The sequence below is a fragment of the Streptomyces sp. NPDC051555 genome, assembly GCF_044454405.1.
Lineage (GTDB): Bacteria > Actinomycetota > Actinomycetes > Streptomycetales > Streptomycetaceae > Streptomyces.
In genome coordinates this window covers 75,696-93,409 of the sequence record NZ_JBITDP010000025.1, presented here as the reverse complement: position 1 = coordinate 93,409, position 17,714 = coordinate 75,696, and the positions used below count along the sequence as shown (strand labels likewise).

Genomic DNA, 17,714 nt, shown 5'->3' with positions numbered 1-17,714 from the left:
CCATGACCGCGCGGCTTGCCGACATCGCAGCTCAGGCGGGGGTCAGCGAAGCCACAGTCAGCCGGGTCCTCAACGGCAAGCCCGGTGTGGCCGCGGGCACCCGCGAATCCGTGCTGGCCGCGCTCGACGTCCTCGGGTACGAGCGCCCCGTGCGGCTGCGTCAACGCAGTGCGGGACTCGTCGGGCTGATAACGCCCGAGCTGGACAACCCCATCTTCCCCGCGCTCGCGCAGGTCATCGGCCAGGCCCTCACCCGGCAGGGGTACACGCCGGTGCTGGCCACCCAGACGCCCGGCGGATCGACCGAGGACGAGCTGACGGAAATGCTCGTGGACCGCGGGGTCTCCGGCATCATCTTCGTCTCCGGCCTGCACGCGGACACCACCGCCGACATGGGGCGCTACGACCAACTCCGCGGCCAGGGCGTCCCGTACGTCCTGATCAACGGCTTCTCCGACAAGGTGCAGGCCCCCTTCGTCTCTCCCGACGACCGGGCCGCCATGCAGCTCGCGGTGACCCACCTGACCGCGCTCGGCCACACACGGATCGGGCTGGCCGTCGGGCCGAAGCGGTTCGTGCCGGTGCTCCGCAAGATCGAGGGCTTCCGCCTCGGCATGCGCGAGCGGCTCGGGCTGGACGAGGCCGCGACGGAGGAGCTGATCCAGCACTCGCTGTACACCCTGGAGGGCGGACAGGCCGCGGCCACGGCGCTCATCGCCCGGGGCTGCACGGCCATCGTGTGCGCCAGCGACATGATGGCGCTCGGCGCCGTACGGGCCGCCCGGCAGCAGGGGCTGCGGGTGCCGCAGGACGTCTCGGTGGTCGGCTTCGACGACTCGCCGCTCATAGCGTTCACCGATCCGCCGCTGACGACCATCCGCCAGCCGGTCCAGGCGATGGGGCAGGCCGCCGTGCGGACCCTGCTGGAGGAGATCGGCGGGACCCCTGCGCCGCACAGCGAGTTCGTCTTCCTGCCGGAGCTGGTAGTGCGCGGGTCCACCGCCTCCGGCCCCACCCGCCGATAGCCCCTGACCTGCGCTTATTCCGCGCGCGATCGTCCGTAGGGCGGATCCCGTGCGGGGAAGACCGTACCGGGGGATGATCGGGGCAGGTGCGCGATCTGACAGACTCTTTCCCCATGGGTGAAGTGAGTGTGAAGACACTGGATACCAGGACGGACGTCTCGTCACCCGCCGTGTCCGGGGGCGGGAGCCCCACCGACCGGCAGGACTCCACGGGCGGGCTCCTGGCCCGGCTGCGCGCCCCGCGACGACCACGGATCTGGTTCGAGATCCTGCTGATCGCGCTGAGCTACTGGACGTACTCGCTCATCCGCAATTCGGTGCCCGAGGAGAAGACGGCCGCGCTCGCGAACGCCGACTGGATCTGGAGCGTCGAGAACACCCTCGGCATCGCGGTGGAGCGGAGCGTGAACCACGCCGTCGATTCGGTGACGTGGCTGATCGTGGGCATGAACTACTACTACGCCACCCTGCACTTCATCGTGACCATCGGCGTACTCGTCTGGATCTACCGCTTCCATCCGGGGCGGTACGCCGCCGCGCGGCTGGTCCTCTTCGCCACCACCGGTGTGGCGCTGGTCGGCTACTACCTCTTCCCGCTCGCGCCGCCCCGGCTGATGAACGGCACGCGGTTCATCGACACCGTGCTCAAGCACCACACCTGGGGCTCCATGGCCTCCGGCGACCTCAAGCACATGTCGAACCAGTACGCGGCGATGCCCTCCATGCACATCGGGTGGTCGCTCTGGTGCGGGCTGACCGTCTTCGCCGTCGCCTCGGCGCCCTGGGCGCGGATCCTGGGCCTGCTGTACCCGACGGCGACGCTCGTCGTCATCGTCGCGACCGCGAACCACTTCTGGCTCGACGCGGCGGGCGGCGCGCTCTGCCTGGCCTTCGGCTACACCGTCTCGCGGGCCTGGTACGGATCGCTGCCGCACCGGCTGCCGCGCCACCCCCTGCACACCGGACCGCACCCGGCCTCGGCCGCGCTGCTGCGCCGGGTGCGGCGGGTGCGGTCGCGCGCCTAGGCCCTGTCGCCTACGCCTTGGCCGCTACGAACCACCGGGCCGGGAGTTCGACGGGGGTCCCGTCCTCCCGCACCGCGCTCATCGTCAGCGTGGTCGAGCCCTCTTCCAGGATCCGCAGGTCGGCCCCGCGCAGCAGCTCCGCGACCTCGCCGTCGGCCACGCGGCCGGGGCGCAGGTCGTGCTCCCTGACGCGCAGCAGCTTCGGGTCCGGTCCCAGGGTGTGCAGGACCGTCTCGGCCCGGTCCGTGGGCTCCAGCACCAGCGCCCGGCCGGTGTCCCCGAGCAGGGCGGCCACGGAGGCGGCGACGGCCGGGCGGTCCTCGGGGTCGCTCTGGTGCAGGACGGCCCGCAGGTAGACGTGGGTGTCGCCGAGGCGGTCGTGCAGGGCGCGGGCGGCGGGGGCGTCGGTGAGGTCGAGGCGCTCGTACGAGGCCAGCCGGGCCGGGTCGGCGCGGCGGGCGTGGGCCACGGCGGCCTCCGCGAGGTCCACGCCGATGGCGGCGGCGAAGCGGGTCGCGAGGAAGCGGGTCTGGGTGCCGTTGCCGCAGCCGAGGTCGGCGATGGGGAGGCGGGGGTCGGCGTGGGGCTCCAGCAGGGCGAGGTCCCGCTCGGCGGTGAGGGCGGGCGGGGCGTCCCAGAAGGCCTCGCCCTGGGAGCCGGAGCTCTCCTCCCAGAAGCCGTCCCAGGCCCTGAGGTAACGGTCCGACGGGGCCATGGGTTCTCCTCCTGCGGTTCGGTACGCACCCCCGACCAGCGGCACGCGCCTGTTCCTACCCCTCCGCAGGCGCGCCTCAATCGCCGGCGGGGCCGAACGTGCGACCGGCCTTCGAGTCACCGCCGGAGCCAAGGCCAGCCCCCGCTGGCCTTGAGGCACCGCCGGAGCCAAAGTCAGCCTCGCCGGCCTTTGAGGCACGGCCGGAGCCAAAGTCAGCCTCGCCGGCGTTTGAGGCGCCGCCGGAGGCCACACGAGCCGACCAGCGGCCGCACGGCTCCGGCCCCACCCTCCGGGGGGGGGGGGGCCCCCCGCGCGGCGGGGGGGGGCCCCGCCCCGCCCCCCCCGCCGCCCGGGCGGGGGGGGGGGGGGGCCGCGGGGCGGGGTTGGGCGCGGGGCGAAGACCCACNNNNGTACGCGCCCCCCCCGGCCCCCCCCCCCCCCCGGGGGGCCCCCCCCCCCCCCCCCGCGAGGCTGGATTCGGCCCGGTCAGACGCCAGCAGGGCTGGATTCGGCCCGGTCAGACGCCAGCAGGGCTGGATTCGGCCCGGTCAGACGCCAGCGGAGCTGGATTGGCTCCGGCCGGCCCGAGAGGCTGGATTCGGCCCGGTCAGACCCCGGCGAGGCCGAGGCGCCCGTTACGCGCCGTAGAAGAGTTCGTCGACGACCGCACGGGCCCGCCGAGTGATGCGGCGGTAGTCGTCCAGCATCTCCCCCACCTTGCCCGGCCCGTAGCCGAGGTAGCGCCCCACCGCCGCCAGCTCCCGCGCGTCGGAGGGGAACGTGTCCCCGGCCCGCCCCCGCACCAGCATCACCGCGTTCCGCACCCGCGTCGCCAGCACCCACGCCTCGTCCAGGATCTGCGCCTCCTCGGTCGGGATCAGGCCCGCCGCGTGCGCCGCGGCCAGCGCCTCCCGGGTCCGGGTGGTCCGCAGCCCCGGCTCCGCCCAGGCGTGCCGCATCTGGATCAGCTGGACCGTCCACTCGACGTCGCTCAGCCCGCCCCGGCCCAGCTTCGTGTGCAGGGTCGGGTCCGCCCCGCGCGGCAGCCGCTCCGATTCCATCCGCGCCTTGAGCCGCCGGATCTCCCGCACCGCGTCCTCCCCGAGCCCCTCGACCGGGTAGCGCAGCGGGTCGATCAGGTCGATGAAGCGCGCCCCCAGCTCCGGGTCCCCCGCGACCGGCTCAGCCCGCAGCAGCGCCTGGCTCTCCCAGGTCAGGGCCCAGCGCCGGTAGTAGGCGGCGTAGGAGGGCAGGGTCCGCACGAGCGGCCCGGAGCGCCCCTCGGGCCGCAGGTCGGCGTCGATGAGCAGCGGCGGGTCGGCCGTCGGCAGCTGGAGCAGTCTGCGCATCTCGGAGACGACGGTCTGCGCGGCCTTGGCGGCCTCCTGTTCGTCGACGCCCTCGCGCGGTTCGTGGACGAAGAGGACGTCGGCGTCGGAGCCGTATCCCAGCTCGTGGCCGCCGAAGCGGCCGACGCCGATGACGGCGAACTTGGTGGGCAGGGTGTCGCCCCACTGGCCGCGGACGGCGGCGCGCAGGGCGCCCGCGACCGTGGCGGCGGTGAGGTCGGAGACGGCGTTGCCGACGCGGTCGACGAGGGCGCCGGGGTCCTCCTCGGCCGGGTTCTCCTCCGTGCCGTAGGAGCCGATGATGTCGGCCGCGGTGGTGCGGAAGAGTTCGCGCCTGCGCACCCCGCGGGCGGCCGCGACCCCGACCTCGGGGTCGTCGGCGCGGTTGACGGCGGCCAGTACCTCCTGGGCCAGGGCCTCGTGCGTACGGGGTTCCAGGCCACCGGGGTCGCCGAGCAGGGCCACCGCTTCGGGGGCCCGCATCAGCAGGTCGGGGGCGAGGCGGCCGGCGGACAGGACGCGGGCCAGGTTCTCGGCCGCGGCGCCCTCGTCGCGCAGCAGCCGCAGGTACCAGGGGGTCTTGCCGAGGGCGTCGGAGACCTTGCGGAAGCCGAGCAGGCCCGCGTCCGGGTCGGCGGAGTCCGCGAACCAGCCGAGGAGCACCGGGAGCAGGGTCCGTTGGATGGCGGCCTTGCGGCTGACCCCGGAGGACAGGGCCTCCAGGTGGCGCAGGGCGGAGGCCGGGTCGGCGTACCCGAGCGCTTCGAGGCGCTGTCCGGCGGCGCGCGGGGAGAGCCGGGTCTCGCCGGGGGCGAGCTGGGCGACGGCGTCCAGGAGCGGCCGGTAGAAGAGCTTCTCGTGCAGCCGGCGGACCACGGAGGCGTGGCGGCGCCAGGCCTTGTGGAGCTCGGCGACGGGTTCGGTGCGCAGGCCCATGGAGCGGCCGAGGCGGCGCAGGTCGCCCTCGTCCTCGGGAACGAGGTGCGTGCGGCGCAGGCGGTAGAGCTGGATGCGGTGTTCCATGGCGCGCAGGAAGCGGTACGCGTCCCCGAGCTGGGCGGCGTCGGTGCGGCCGACGTAGCCGCCGGCGGCGAGGGCCTGGAGGGCGTCGAGCGTGGTGCCGGAGTGCAGGGTGGCGTCGCTGCGGCCGTGGACGAGCTGGAGGAGCTGGACGGCGAACTCGACGTCGCGCAGGCCGCCGGGGCCGAGCTTCAGCTCGCGCTCGACCTGGGCCGCGGGGATGTTGTCGACGACGCGGCGGCGCATCTTCTGGACGTCGGCCACGAAGTTCTCGCGCTCGGCCGCCTGCCAGACCATCGGCGTTATGGCGTCGATGTACTGCGCCCCCAGGTCGGGGTCCCCGGCGACGGCGCGGGCCTTGAGCAGGGCCTGGAACTCCCAGGTCTTGGCCCAGCGCTGGTAGTAGGCCAGGTGGGAGGCGAGGGTGCGGACGAGCGGACCGTTTCTGCCCTCGGGGCGGAGGTTGGCGTCGACGGGCCAGATGGTCCCCTCGACGGTGGTCTCGGAGCAGATCCGCATGAGGTGGGAGGCGAGCCGGGTGGCGGCCTGGACGGCCTTGCCCTCGTCGGCTCCGGGGGCTGTGTCGCCGACGAAGATGACGTCGACGTCGGACACGTAGTTCAGCTCGTGGCCGCCGCACTTGCCCATCGCGATGACCGCGAGCCGGCACTGGGCGGCGTCCTCGGGGGCGGCGGCGGTCGCGATGCGCAGGGCGGCGCGGAGGGTGGCGGTGGCGAGGTCGGCGAGTTCCGCGGCGGCCTGGGCGACGTCGGTGGTGCCGCAGACGTCGCGGGCGGCGATGGAGAGCAGGCAGCGGCGGTAGGAGACGCGCAGCGCGACCGGGTCGGCGGCGTCGGCGAGGCCGCGCTCGAACTCGGCGAGGCCGGGGTGCAGGTCCGCCGACTCGTAGGTGACCAGGGCCCGCCAGTCGTGGGGGTGGCGGGCGAGGTGGTCGGCGAGGGCCTCGGATGCGCCGAGCACCCCGAGCAGCCGGTCCCGCAGCGGCTTGGCGCTGACGAGCGTGTCGAGGAGCAGCGGGAGGTCCTCGGGCGCCTGCGCCTCCGCGAGGCGGACGAGGCCCAGCAGGGCGAGGTCGGGGTCGGCGGTCGCGCCGAGGGCGTCGAGGAGCACGGGATCGGCGCGGACGGCGGCCAGCGCGGCGTCGTCGAGCAGCCGTGCGGCGGTCGAGGGATCCGTGAATCCGCTGCGGACCAGCCGGATGAAGGTGCTGCTCCTGCGTCCGGGAACCGTCATCCCGTCGCCTCCCGCTCCTGCCACGACGCAGAGTCTGCCCTGGCTCTGCCTCGGTCGACCTTAGCCGGATCGGAGCGGCGGCTCACCGATGAGTATCATGAGGCGAATTGCCGGATTTAAGAACCGATGGACCGTTATGGGGGCCGGCCCGCGGCACCCCGCGCGCGTCCCCCCGCGGAGGCCCCCCGATGCACGCGCCCGACCCCCGTGACGCCCCTTCCCCGATACCGGGCGAGGGGCGCAGAACGCGGGGCCGTCGCGGCAGGCGCGGCAGGCACGGGAAGCCGGACGGACCCGCCGGGTCGGGGGCGGCGCCTGGCGGGCACGGCGGGCACGGCGGGCACGGCGGGCACGATCCCCGAGGGAACCCGGGACACCGGGGCCGCCGCACGCGCCACGGCCGGGCCGTCGCCGCGCTGGCCGTGGTCGCCGCGCTCGTCGCCGGCGGCTTCGTCCTCGCCCGCGGCGGCGACGCGCTCGGGCGGCTCTCCGGACCCGCCGGGGCCTCCGGGGCGGCCCCGGACGCCCTGCCCGATCCCCCGGACCCCGGCAGCGTGCTGCAGATCGTCGCCCACCCCGACGACGACCTGTACTTCATGAACCCGGACCTGCGGAACTCCATCGCCACCGGACACCCGGTCACCACCGCCTACCTCACCTCCGGCGAGGCCGACGGGATCAACGGCGACGCGGAGAAGGCGGAGAAGGCAGGCAAGGCGGGCAAGACGGGCGGCGGCGCCCCGCCCGCCGACAAGGCCGCCTACGCCGAGGCCCGCCAGAACGGCATCCGCGCCGCCTACGCCCAGATGGCCACCGGCGACCGCGCGAGCGCATGGCGGCGTACGTCCGTACCCACGGCCGGGGGCGGCCGCGCCGAGCTGGACGTCCTGGTCGCCGAGCCCTCCGTGCACCTGCTGTGGCTCCAGTTGCGCGAGGCGGGCAACGTCTACGCCGACCGGCCCGACAGCCTGCACGGCCTGTGGGACGGCCGGGTCCCCCGCCTGGAGTCGATGCTGTCCTCCGGGACCCCGGTGCGCGGGGCGTTCGCGTACACCGGGGAGCAGGTCGTCGAAACGCTCGCGGGCGTGCTGGCGACGTACAAGCCGACCACCGTGCGCGCCCAGGACCCGACCCCCGGCCGCTACCCGGACGACAAGCGGTACACCGACCACCAGGACCACTTCTACGGGGCCCGGTTCGTCCAGCGCGCCCTCGCCCGGTACGCCGCCGAGGTGAAGGACCGTCCGCACTTCGCGGTGCAGAACTACCTCGGCTACTTCAACGGCGCCCTGCCCGCCGCCCTGGACCCGCGGGAGGCCCGGGAGAAGCTGGACAGCCTGGACACCTACGCCTGGCTCGACCGCGCGAACCGCTGCGGCAGCGCGGCGGGCTGCGGCGACCTCAAGGTCGCCGATCACCCTTCGGGCAACCACTGGACCGAGTCCATCCACTACGCCCGCGGCAACAGCACCTCCTGGCTGGCCCCCGACGCGCACGCCGGGCTGTGGGCCTTCCGCGTCCTGGACGGGCAGGTGGCGCTCTGGCACCGCGACGGACTGCTCGGCGCCTGGGACGGGCCGCGGCTGCTGCCCGGCACCGGCATGGACCCGGGCGTGTCGACGACGACCCTCCCGGACGGCCGGATCGCCGTCTTCGGCACCCGCACCTCCTTCGGCGCCCGCCCGCAGGACTACCGGCGTGACGTCGTGTACGCCGTCCAGAAGTCCGCGGGGTCGGTGGAGTTCGGCGCGTGGGACTCGCTCGGCACCCCCGAGACCGACGACGCGGACTGGACCTCCGACATCAGCGCCCCCGCGGTTTCGGTGGACGGTTCCGGGCGCCTGGCGGCGTACGTCCGCGACGGCGCGTACACCCTGCGCGGCCGCACCCGGGGCGCGGACGGCTCCTGGGGCCCCTGGGACCGGCTCGGCGGCCGTGACCTGCACGGCAACCCCGCCACGGCCACCGATGCGGCGGGCCGCCGGATGGTGTTCGCGAGCACCCCGTCCACGGTGCTCGCCTGGGTGGCGCCGACGGCGGGCGCGGTGGCGCCGACGTCGGAGGTCCGGGCCGCGCCCACCGGACTGCCCGCGACCACGCTGCCCCTGACGGCGGCGGCCCGGGACGGCGGGGTGCGGCTGTGGTTCCGCAAGCCGGGCTCGGGCGACGTCCGCACGGCGCTGGTGACGGCGAAGCCGGCGGCAGCAGCCCCCGGCGGGGTCGACGTCTCCGGCGTCACGGACCTGGGCGGCATGCAGGGCTTCGGCGCGGTGACGGCGACCGGGCACCTGGTGGCGGGCCGTTCGGTGGGCGGCGCGTTGGGATCCGACGTCGGAGCGGGCCTGGCGTGGCAGCGCTCGGCGCTGATGTTCGTCGGCTCCCCCGCGAGCGCCCCGGCCGGCCGGAACGTGATCGGCGTGGCCGTCCTCGGGCTCGACGCGCGGCTCTACCTGAGCTCGGCGGCGGACTCCCCCACGGCGCGGCTGGCACCCTGGCAGCCGATCGGCCCGCGGACCACGGGGCCCTGACGCCGACGGCCGACCCCGGGGCCGTGATGCCGACGACCGACCCCGGGGCCGTGATGCCGACCGGCGCCGGGGCCGTGATGTTGCCCACCGACTAAATTCGGCCAATTCGGCATGAGCAGGGACCTAGAGGTCGGGTTCGGTACGGGTTCGGTACGTCCATAATCCGGTCATTTACCGTCCCGTACCCGCCCACGGTGCACAATCAAAATCGGTCACGCCCGGAAGCGGTGGAGTCATCGGTCGAATCGGTGAACCAAGTTCGCCGCATTGACCTCTTTCTGACTGCACGGCGGTTCTTCCGCACCCGAACGACCCCAAGGCGTGACCGATGCCCGCTTCCCGCCGCGTACGCCTGGCGACCCTGCTCACCGTGCTCACCGCCGGTGCCACCGGCGTGTTCGCGGTCGCCCACGGCGAGGGCTTCATCGCGGGTTCCGGTCCGGGCGCGCAGGGGCAGGGCCAGGTCCGCCAAGCCGTGTCCGTACCGCCGAGCACCACGGCCGGCTCGGTGCTGCAGATCGTCGCCCACCCCGATGACGACCTCTTCTTCATGAACCCGGATCTGAGCCGCTCCCTGCTCTCCGGGCGCAAGGTCACCACCACCTACCTCACCTCCGGCGAGGCCGACGGCAAGAACGAGGCCGTCGGGCCGTCCTTCAACGATCCGGCGCAGCCGGCCGACCGGGCCCACTATGCCGAGGCCCGGCAGAACGGCATCCGCTCCGCCTACGCCCAGATGGCCACCGGCGACCGCACCAGCGCCTGGAAGCGCACCGTGATCCCCACCGCCGGGGGCGGCTGGGCCGAGCAGGACGTCCTGGTGTCCAAGCCCCAGATCAACCTGGTGTGGATGCAGCTGACCGAGGCCCGCACCATCGCCGACGACCGCCCCGAGAGCCTGCGCGGGCTGTGGAACGGCCAAGTCGCCGCGCTGCCCTCGCTGCTGACCTCCGGCAGCCCGGTGAAGCAGACCTTCACCTACACCAAGGACCAGACGATACGGGCGATAACGGGCATCCTGGAGCAGTATCAGCCGACGACGATACGGATGCAGGATCCGACGCCGGGCCGGTACGCCAAGGACGGGAAGATAACCGACCACCAGGACCACATGTACGGCGCCCGCTTCGTCCAGGCGGCCACCGAACGCTACGCGGACGTCACCGCCCGGCCGCACTTCTCGGTGCAGAACTACCTCGGCTACGCCAACAGCGCCCTGCCCCACTCGCTCGACCCCGAGACGGTCGAGGCGAAGGTCAACTTCCTCAAGACCTACGCCTGGCTGGACCGCACCGACTACTGCGGCAGCCCCTACGGCTGCGGCGACCGCAAGGTCGCCCCCCGCCCCACCGGCCACAACTGGGCACAGAGCATCCGCTACTCCCGCGGCGAGGACACCTCCTGGCTGACCGACGGCGTCGCCGGCCGCCTCTGGGCCTTCTCCGTCCTCGACGGCCGCATGGCGTACTGGACCCGCACCGGCCCGCAGGCCCAGTGGGCCGGCCCCGAGCTGCTGCCCGGTCCCGGCATGGACCCGGGCGCCACCGCCGTCCGGTTCCCCGACGGCCGGATCGGCGTACTCGGCACCCGCACCACGGCGGGCGCGCAGCCGCAGGACTACCGGCGCGAGGTCGTGTACGCCGTCCAGGGCGCGCCCGACGGCCCGTTCGGCCCGTGGCAGGTGCTCGGCACCCCGGAGGGCTCCGACGCGTCCGGCACCTCCGACCTCGGCGGCCCCGCCGTCACCGTGGGAGCCGACGGCCGCCTGGCCGTGTACGTGCGCGACGCGCAGCACATCCTGCGCGCCCGCGAGCAGCAGACCCCCGGCGGCGCCTTCGGCCCGTGGCAGAAGCTCGGCGGCGAGGACCTCCAGGGCGACCCGGTGGCCGTGACCGACGCGGCCGGTCGCCGCCACGTGTACGCCGCCACCTCCAAGTCGGTCCTGGCCTGGACCCAGCAGACCCCGGGCGGCCCCTTCCAGGGCCCCTTCGCCACGGACCTCCCGGCCACCACGGGCCCGGTCTCGGCCGTCGCCGAAGGGGACGGCGTACGGCTGTACTTCCGCCGCCCCGACTCGGGCACCGTGCGCAGCGCGCTGATCACGGCGGGGGGCGGCCCGAAGCCGGTCGTCTCGGCCGTGGCGGAGGCGGGCGGGCGGGCCGGGTACGGCGCGGTGAGCGTCGCGGGCCGACTGCTGACGGGCCGCGCCGACACGGGCACCATCAGCACGACCGCCCTCGGTGCGGCGCCCGCCTGGACGGAGTCCCAGATGCTGTACGCCGGCGCGCCCTCCAGCATCCTGGACGCGGCCGGCGCCACGACCACGGCGGTCCTGGGCCTGGACGCGGAGCTGCACGTCACCACCACGCTCCCGGACATCGCCGACCTGAGCCTGAGCCGCGTCTCGCGCACGATCTGGCGCCCGGCGGTCACCCACCCCTGACGCCCGACCCGACGCCCACCCGACGCCCCCCGGCACCTGTCCCCGAAGTCCCCTGAAATCCCCCGATGTTGCGTCTTGCCATGTCCTGAACCGACAGGCAAAGATCATCGGGTTCAGGCCGTCATGGCCTGACGCGTGACGCCACACCACTCGGGGGGAACCGAACAGTGAAGATACGCATGCCCGGACGCGGCCTGGTCCGCACGGCCGCCCTGCTCGCCATGGTCCTGCCGGCCGCGGCCGGCCTGCTCGGCGGCGCCGTCGCCGAGGCCGCACCGGTCGGGAACAGCTCGTTCATGTGGTCCGGCGACCCGGGCGCGGGCGGCGACGACCAGGCCCGCTGGTACGCCTCGACGGACGGCGACGTCTTCGGCGCGACCGCCTCCGCCGACCACGGCTCGATCTCGGTGACCATCAACCGGCCGGGCGACCCGTGGACCCTCGACCTGGCCGCGCCCGCGGGCCAGGAACTGGCGGTGGGCAACTACGCCGACGCGGTCCGCGTCCCGGAGACCGGCCCGCGTCCCGCCGTACCGAGCGTGTTCGCCAACGGCTACCACTACGGCGGCTGCTCCACCCTCACCGGCGGCTTCGGCATCAAGAAGCTGGAGTGGGGCCCGGGACGCACGGTGAAGGAGCTGCACGTCTACTACAACCAGGACTGCGACGACCGCAACGTGCTGCGGGGCGAGCTCACCATCACCGCGACCCCCGTCCCGCCCCGCCTGGCCCTGAGCCTGACCGTCGCCGCCGACGGCAAGGTGGTCTCCGCGACCGGCCGCGCCACCCTGCACGGCACGGTCACCTGCTCCAAGCCCGTCCGGCTCTCCGTGACCGGCACCTCGGTCCAGCAGCTGGCGCACACGACCACCGACGGCATCGTGTACTCCACCGAGGTCGCCTGCATCCCGGGCCAGCCGGTGCCGTGGACGGGCGAGTCCCGCAACCTGAACGGCGTCGCCTTCGTCAAGGGCAAGTTGAACGTCGACGCGGTGATCCGCGCCTACGACCCCGACGGCGGCAGGGTCATCACGGCCACGAAGACGAAGCTGGTCACCCTGACCAAGTCCTGACCCCCGCACCGCCCCTAGGGCGGGCCCGCCCCCTTCGGGGCACCGGGCCCGCCCTCCGGCACGTTCAGGGCCCCCGCAAGGGACGTGCACATGGCGCTCAGCGTGTCGTCCCGCAAATCCTCCGAAGTCAGCTTCTCGGCCAGGAAGTTCCCGAAGTGGAGGAAGTGGATGGACGTCAACTGACGGTGTTGCGCCGACAGGGACTCGGCGGCCGTCTTGAACATCTTCAGGAAGATCGCGGCGATGAAGTTGCTGAGGATCGCGCTGATGCCGCCCAACGCACCGATGAGGATCTGCCCGGGCAGCTCCACCCTGGGCTGCCGCGTCAGGATGTAGAGGGTGACCCCGACGATGGAGAGCCCCGCGATTATGCACGCGATCCCGGTGAAGAACAGGATGGCGGCATGCGAGAGCGACTGGTCGTAGTACCTCTTGAGCTCCTGCTGGTGTTGTTTGAACAGCCGGTAGGACTTGACGGCCGGAGCCTTGTCCCTGGTCTCCAGTAGTTCTTCCTCGTCCGCCAGCGACTGCATCTCGATCTCGACCGTCTTGTTGGACAGGACGAAAAGCCCTACGACGGCCAACAGGGTCCCGTAGAACGCCCCGCACAGCAGGAGCAACAGGTGGTGGTCGACGAGTCCGAAGTAAGCCGCCACCGTGAGGACCGCCAGCCCGAACCCGACACAGATCCAGCCGGTCCTGTCCCTCTTCTTCCTGTCCTTCTTGCACTCCTTCCGCCTCGCCTCGATCCGCTGCCTCCTCGCCAGGATCTCGGCGTCCTTGGCCTCCTTGGCCTTCCTCTCGTTCTCGAACCATTCCCTCTTCTGGCGCTTCTTGCTCACGGGGAGTGACTGCCGGATCCTGCGCGTGAGGTCCATGTCCGGGATCACCTCGATCAGGGCGCCTACGAGCCGCGCTCGCGTCCCGCGCCATTCCCAGTGAACGCTCGCCGAACCGGGCCGGCAACTCACCGACAGGGGAAACGAGACGGATCCGGCGGGGTGAATCTGCGCCAACCGCCTCCGCCCCGATCGTCGTCCTGGAATGATGACGCCCCTGAATCCCGTTCCAGGAGGAGCCGTGGCGCAGCTACTGAATGACCCGGTCGTCCGATCTGCCGCTGTTGCAGGATTCGCCACATATCTCCTGGCGGGCATGATCTCTCAGCGTGTCGCGCGGAAGACCGTGAGGCGAGAAGTGTTCGACGGGGTGGAAATGGCGCCCCGGCTGGGGTTCCGCGCTTCACTTCGTCGCGCATCTCAAGTCTCGTCCCCGAGCGAGCTGCGCGCGTTCACCGACGAGCAACTCCTGGATGCGAAGCAGTGGAAGATGGAGCATCTTTCACGCACCGCATTCACCACGAGCGTGCGGCTCGGATTCAGCATGGCCCAGGGTTCCATAAACTTGGGCCTGGCAGTCGCTTGCTGCGTCATGGCCCTGAGCGATCCCTTCGTCAGCGTCGGCGACTGGTTCCCCGTGATCATCCATGACCAGGGACGTTTGCTCGACGGCCTGAAGGAGCAGGTCTCCAGCGGATCGCTGATCCTGCGCATCACCACCACGCTCGTTGCGGTGACGGCGCTGATTCGTTACTGCACCCAAATCCGCGCCGCCCTGAAGAACGAAGGATCTGCCGCCAGCCTCTGGAAAGGGATGCGACAGCTGAACCTGACGAACGCCCAAGGTGGCGTTTTCCTTTCCGCGCTGACGATCATGTGGTTGCTCCAGGGGCGTGGAATCGATGGCCTATGGATGGCCGTACTGTCCTACGTATTCGCGTTCTTCATCGACGACTGGACCATTGTCAGCGAATACAGCGTCAAGCTCGACGTCCCAGCCCTCCCCTTGCACAAATGGCGGCTGCGCCTCGCGTACGTCTGCCTGCTGGCGCCCAGCCTCGTGCTCGCCTGGGACGAATTCGGCTGGTGGGGCATGGCGGTGATGGCATGGTTCGTCGCAACACTGGCGAGCGTTTCCCTCGCGCATCGCCGGGCGAACGAGAATGTCATTTGGCCGGAGCGGGCGATCCCTCAACAGGCGGGCGAAGAAGTGCAGGTGGACGGGAATCTGCGAAGTGAGGACGGCGCGGTTCAGACCTAGGCCGTCTCTGGTACTCCTCCCACGCCTGCTTCTTGTTGCGCAGGATCTCAGCTGCCGAATCCCTCCCCAGGGTTTCAACTCAGCTGGTCGCGCACGAGATCAAGGAATACCTGTCGGCTCGGACGGATGTACGCCCAGACCTTCTCATCCTGTGGCTCTCCCGGGTCTTCGGGGCCCTTCCTGATCACTTCCTGTACTGCCCACGCGAGGCCACGTGCCGCTTCGCTGACCTCAGACGTGCACAGCATGTGGATCGTCTTCTGCATCACCCACACCCGGTCAAGGACCTGCCTCGCCCGGGCCTGCCACTGCTCGTCAGCCAGGTTGTGGTGATGCCGATCCACCGCGACCCGTTCGGCTTCCTGCACCGCAGACAGAAATTCGATGAGGTGGGTGAGACGCTCGTTGCGGCGCGCCTCGGCAAGTTCACGAACACCGCGGCGCGCCTCGCCGCGTTCCACGGCGCGTCCTGCCGAGCGCTGGACCAGCATCGACATGAACCCGCCGAGCAGGACGCCGATGAGCGGCGCAAGCGTTGTCCACACAATGTCCGATTATGACACCGATGGCATGAGCATGGTCTCCGAGGTACTGCCCGTGCTGGAGGAGCAGAGCCACGGGGACGCGCGAACCGCCGAGCCACCTGGACCGCCGATGCCCTCTTCCGGGCGGAGTTCCCCGAAGCCCGTTGGGCGGTACCGGATCTCATCCCGGAAGGACTCACCGTTCTGACCGGGGCCCCGAAGTTGGAGGACACCCGCGGAGTACTGCCCGCCCGTGGACGGCGCGCTCCCCAGGATCCGGCCGGACGAACCTCCCGTGAGCCTCGGATTCCGCGGCGGACGGCCCACAGACGGCCCAGGGCGAGTGAGACGACTCAGGACCAGCGGCTGAGTGCCGCTGGCCCTGAGTGTGGTTCTGCCCCGAAAGGCCGCCTGACCTGCCTTTACAGCACCGGCATCATCTTGCGGAGTTCGAAGGCGGTGACCTCCGAGCGGTATTCCTCCCACTCCTGCTTCTTGTTGCGCAGGAAGAAGTCGAAGACGTGCTCGCCCAGGGTCTCCGCGACGAGTTCGCTGCGCTCCATCAGGGAGATGGCCTCGCCCAGGTTCTGCGGGAGGGGTTCGATGCCCATCGCTCGGCGTTCCGCGTCGGAGAGGGCCCAGACGTCGTCGTCGGCGCCGGCCGGGAGTTCGTAGCCCTCCTCGATGCCCTTGAGGCCCGCGGCCAGGAGGACCGCGTACGTCAGGTAGGGGTTGGCGCCCGAGTCGATCGAGCGGACCTCGATGCGCGAGGAGCCGGTCTTGCCCGGCTTGTACATCGGGACGCGGATCAGGGCCGAGCGGTTGTTGTGGCCCCAGCAGATGTACGAGGGCGCCTCGCCGCCGGAGCCCGCGGTGCGCGAGGAGCCGCCCCAGATGCGCTTGTAGGAGTTGACCCACTGGTTGGTGACCGCGGCCGTCTCGGCGGCGTGGCGCAGCAGGCCCGCGATGAAGGAGCGGCCCACCTTGGAGAGTTGGTACTCGGCGCCCGACTCGTAGAAGGCGTTGCGGTCGCCCTCGAAGAGGGAGAGGTGGGTGTGCATGCCCGAGCCGGGGTACTCCGAGAACGGCTTCGGCATGAAAGTGGCCTGGACGCCCTGTTCGAGGGCGACCTGCTTCATGACCAGGCGGAAGGTCATGATGTTGTCGGCCGTGGAGAGCGCGTCGGCGTAGCGCAGGTCGATCTCCTGCTGGCCCGGGGCGCCCTCGTGGTGGCTGAACTCCACCGAGATGCCCATGGATTCGAGCATGGTGATCGCCTGGCGGCGGAAGTCCATGCCGACGTTCTGCGGGGTGTGGTCGAAGTAGCCCGAGTTGTCGGCCGGGGTCGGGCGCGTGCCGTCCAGCGGCTTGTCCTTGAGCAGGAAGAACTCGATCTCCGGGTGGGTGTAGAAGGTGAAGCCCAGGTCGGAGGTCTTGTTCAGGATGCGCTTGAGCACGTAGCGCGGGTCCGCGTAGGACGGGGAGCCGTCGGGCATCAGGATGTCGCAGAACATCCGCGCGGTACCGGGGGCCTCCGCCCGCCACGGCAGTATCTGGAAGGTGCTCGGATCCGGCTTCGCGATCATGTCCGACTCGTAGACCCGGGCGAAGCCCTCGATCGCCGAGCCGTCGAAGCCGATGCCCTCGTCGAAGGCCTGCTCCAGCTCTGCGGGCGCGACCGCGACGGACTTCAGGAAGCCCAGTACGTCGGTGAACCACAGGCGCACGAAGCGGATGTCGCGCTCCTCGAGCGTCCGGAGGACGAATTCCTGCTGCTTGTCCATGCCTTCATCCTCGCAGTTCAGACGGCCTGTGCACCACATCCAGCGGCCGTGGGGCACGGTCGGGCGTACCCAGTATCGCGAGCGGTGGTTTCCGCCAGATTACGCACCCCCGCAAGCCCGTGGCACCCCCGGACTGACCTTGGGCCGGTCATGAGCATTACCATCTGCGCCCATAGGGGTCCCCCCAGCCCACCCCTCCCCGCAGAAGGACTGACATGGCGAGCAAGTCCAGCAGCACCCCGGACCCGTCCCGCAAGGCGCGCATAGCCGATATGCGCCGGGCGGAGAAGTCCCGTGACCGGCGCAACAAGATCCTCGTCATCACCGGGTCCACGGTCCTCGTCGCCGGTCTCGTCGGCTTCGGCGGGTACGTGCTGAAGAACCAGATCGACAAGAAGGACGCCCCTCCCGGCTTCACCACGGACTCGGTGACCGGCGTGGCGAGCTGGGACGCCAAGAAGCTCGGGCGCACGCACGTCGAGACCCCGGTGAAGTACCCGATGAACCCCCCGGTCGGCGGTGACCACAACCCGCGCTGGATGAACTGCAACGGTGACGTCTACAAGAACCCGATCCCCGAGGTGAACGCGGTCCACTCGCTGGAGCACGGCGCGGTCTGGGTCACCTACAACGACAAGGCCGCCAAGGCGGACGTCGACGCGCTCGCGGCGAAGGTGGGCAAGACCCCGTACACGCTGATGAGCCCGGACAAGACCCAGTCCGGCGCGATCATGCTGAGTGCCTGGGGCAAGCAGCTCCGTGTGGACAAGGCGACGGACCCGAGCGTCGATACGTTCTTCAGCACCTACGTCCAGGGCACGCAGACCCCGGAGCCCGGTGCGGCCTGCACGAGCGGCCTGGACCAGAAGTGAGC

At 71.7% G+C, this 17,714-nt stretch carries 12 protein-coding genes; 7 read left to right on the top strand and 5 right to left on the bottom strand.

What is annotated here, in order from left to right; genetic code table 11:
- The first annotated feature begins 2 nt into the window (after window positions 1-2).
- Both ACIBEA_RS35610 and ACIBEA_RS35605 read left to right on the top strand, forming a co-directional pair.
- On the top strand, window positions 3-1,025 hold the full coding sequence (locus ACIBEA_RS35610) for a LacI family DNA-binding transcriptional regulator (protein ID WP_399267337.1): 1,023 nt from the start codon (window positions 3-5) through the stop codon (window positions 1,023-1,025).
- A 113-nt stretch (window positions 1,026-1,138) separates the two neighbouring features.
- On the top strand, window positions 1,139-2,050 hold the full coding sequence (locus ACIBEA_RS35605) for a phosphatase PAP2 family protein (RefSeq protein WP_399267336.1): 912 nt from the start codon (window positions 1,139-1,141) through the stop codon (window positions 2,048-2,050).
- A 10-nt stretch (window positions 2,051-2,060) separates the two neighbouring features.
- Here the strand turns inward: ACIBEA_RS35605 and ACIBEA_RS35600 are convergent, their stop codons facing one another.
- Both ACIBEA_RS35600 and ACIBEA_RS35595 read right to left on the bottom strand, forming a co-directional pair.
- Complete coding sequence (locus ACIBEA_RS35600; RefSeq protein WP_399267335.1) at window positions 2,061-2,765, bottom strand: class I SAM-dependent methyltransferase; 705 nt, start codon at window positions 2,763-2,765, stop codon at window positions 2,061-2,063.
- Between the two features lie 635 nt (window positions 2,766-3,400).
- Entirely contained in the window at window positions 3,401-6,388 is a 2,988-nt protein-coding gene (locus ACIBEA_RS35595; RefSeq protein WP_399267334.1) for a bifunctional [glutamine synthetase] adenylyltransferase/[glutamine synthetase]-adenylyl-L-tyrosine phosphorylase, read from the bottom strand.
- 422 nt (window positions 6,389-6,810) lie between these two features.
- Between ACIBEA_RS35595 and ACIBEA_RS35590 the strand changes: the two genes are divergently transcribed.
- The 3 genes from ACIBEA_RS35590 (at window position 6,811) to ACIBEA_RS35580 (ending at window position 12,432) form a co-directional block, all read left to right on the top strand.
- Entirely contained in the window at window positions 6,811-8,916 is a 2,106-nt protein-coding gene (locus ACIBEA_RS35590; protein ID WP_399267333.1) for a PIG-L family deacetylase, read from the top strand.
- Between the two features lie 328 nt (window positions 8,917-9,244).
- Window positions 9,245-11,359: a PIG-L family deacetylase gene (locus ACIBEA_RS35585; RefSeq protein ID WP_399267332.1), complete on the top strand. Its 2,115-nt coding sequence runs from the start codon at window positions 9,245-9,247 to the stop codon at window positions 11,357-11,359.
- Between the two features lie 167 nt (window positions 11,360-11,526).
- Complete coding sequence (locus tag ACIBEA_RS35580; protein ID WP_399267331.1) at window positions 11,527-12,432, top strand: hypothetical protein; 906 nt, start codon at window positions 11,527-11,529, stop codon at window positions 12,430-12,432.
- Between the two features lie 14 nt (window positions 12,433-12,446).
- On the opposite strand, the gene ACIBEA_RS35575 is transcribed toward ACIBEA_RS35580, so the two are convergent.
- The gene (locus ACIBEA_RS35575; RefSeq protein WP_399267330.1) at window positions 12,447-13,310 is read right to left on the bottom strand and encodes a hypothetical protein; all 864 of its coding nucleotides are present in this window, start codon (window positions 13,308-13,310) and stop codon (window positions 12,447-12,449) included.
- Between the two features lie 202 nt (window positions 13,311-13,512).
- Between ACIBEA_RS35575 and ACIBEA_RS35570 the strand changes: the two genes are divergently transcribed.
- Window positions 13,513-14,532, top strand: coding sequence for a hypothetical protein (locus ACIBEA_RS35570; protein ID WP_399267329.1), 1,020 nt, complete (start codon window positions 13,513-13,515; stop codon window positions 14,530-14,532).
- A gap of 74 nt (window positions 14,533-14,606) precedes the next feature.
- Here ACIBEA_RS35570 and ACIBEA_RS35565 read toward each other — a convergent pair whose 3' ends face one another.
- Together ACIBEA_RS35565 and glnA are read right to left on the bottom strand one after the other, a co-directional pair.
- On the bottom strand, window positions 14,607-15,077 hold the full coding sequence (locus ACIBEA_RS35565; RefSeq protein ID WP_399267328.1) for a hypothetical protein: 471 nt from the start codon (window positions 15,075-15,077) through the stop codon (window positions 14,607-14,609).
- A gap of 401 nt (window positions 15,078-15,478) precedes the next feature.
- Window positions 15,479-16,840: a type I glutamate--ammonia ligase gene (gene glnA, locus ACIBEA_RS35560; protein ID WP_330330117.1), complete on the bottom strand. Its 1,362-nt coding sequence runs from the start codon at window positions 16,838-16,840 to the stop codon at window positions 15,479-15,481.
- A 215-nt stretch (window positions 16,841-17,055) separates the two neighbouring features.
- Between glnA and ACIBEA_RS35555 the strand changes: the two genes are divergently transcribed.
- Window positions 17,056-17,712, top strand: a complete 657-nt coding sequence (locus ACIBEA_RS35555) for a DUF3105 domain-containing protein (RefSeq protein WP_399267327.1) — start codon at window positions 17,056-17,058, stop codon at window positions 17,710-17,712.
- Window positions 17,713-17,714: the final 2 nt, after the last annotated feature.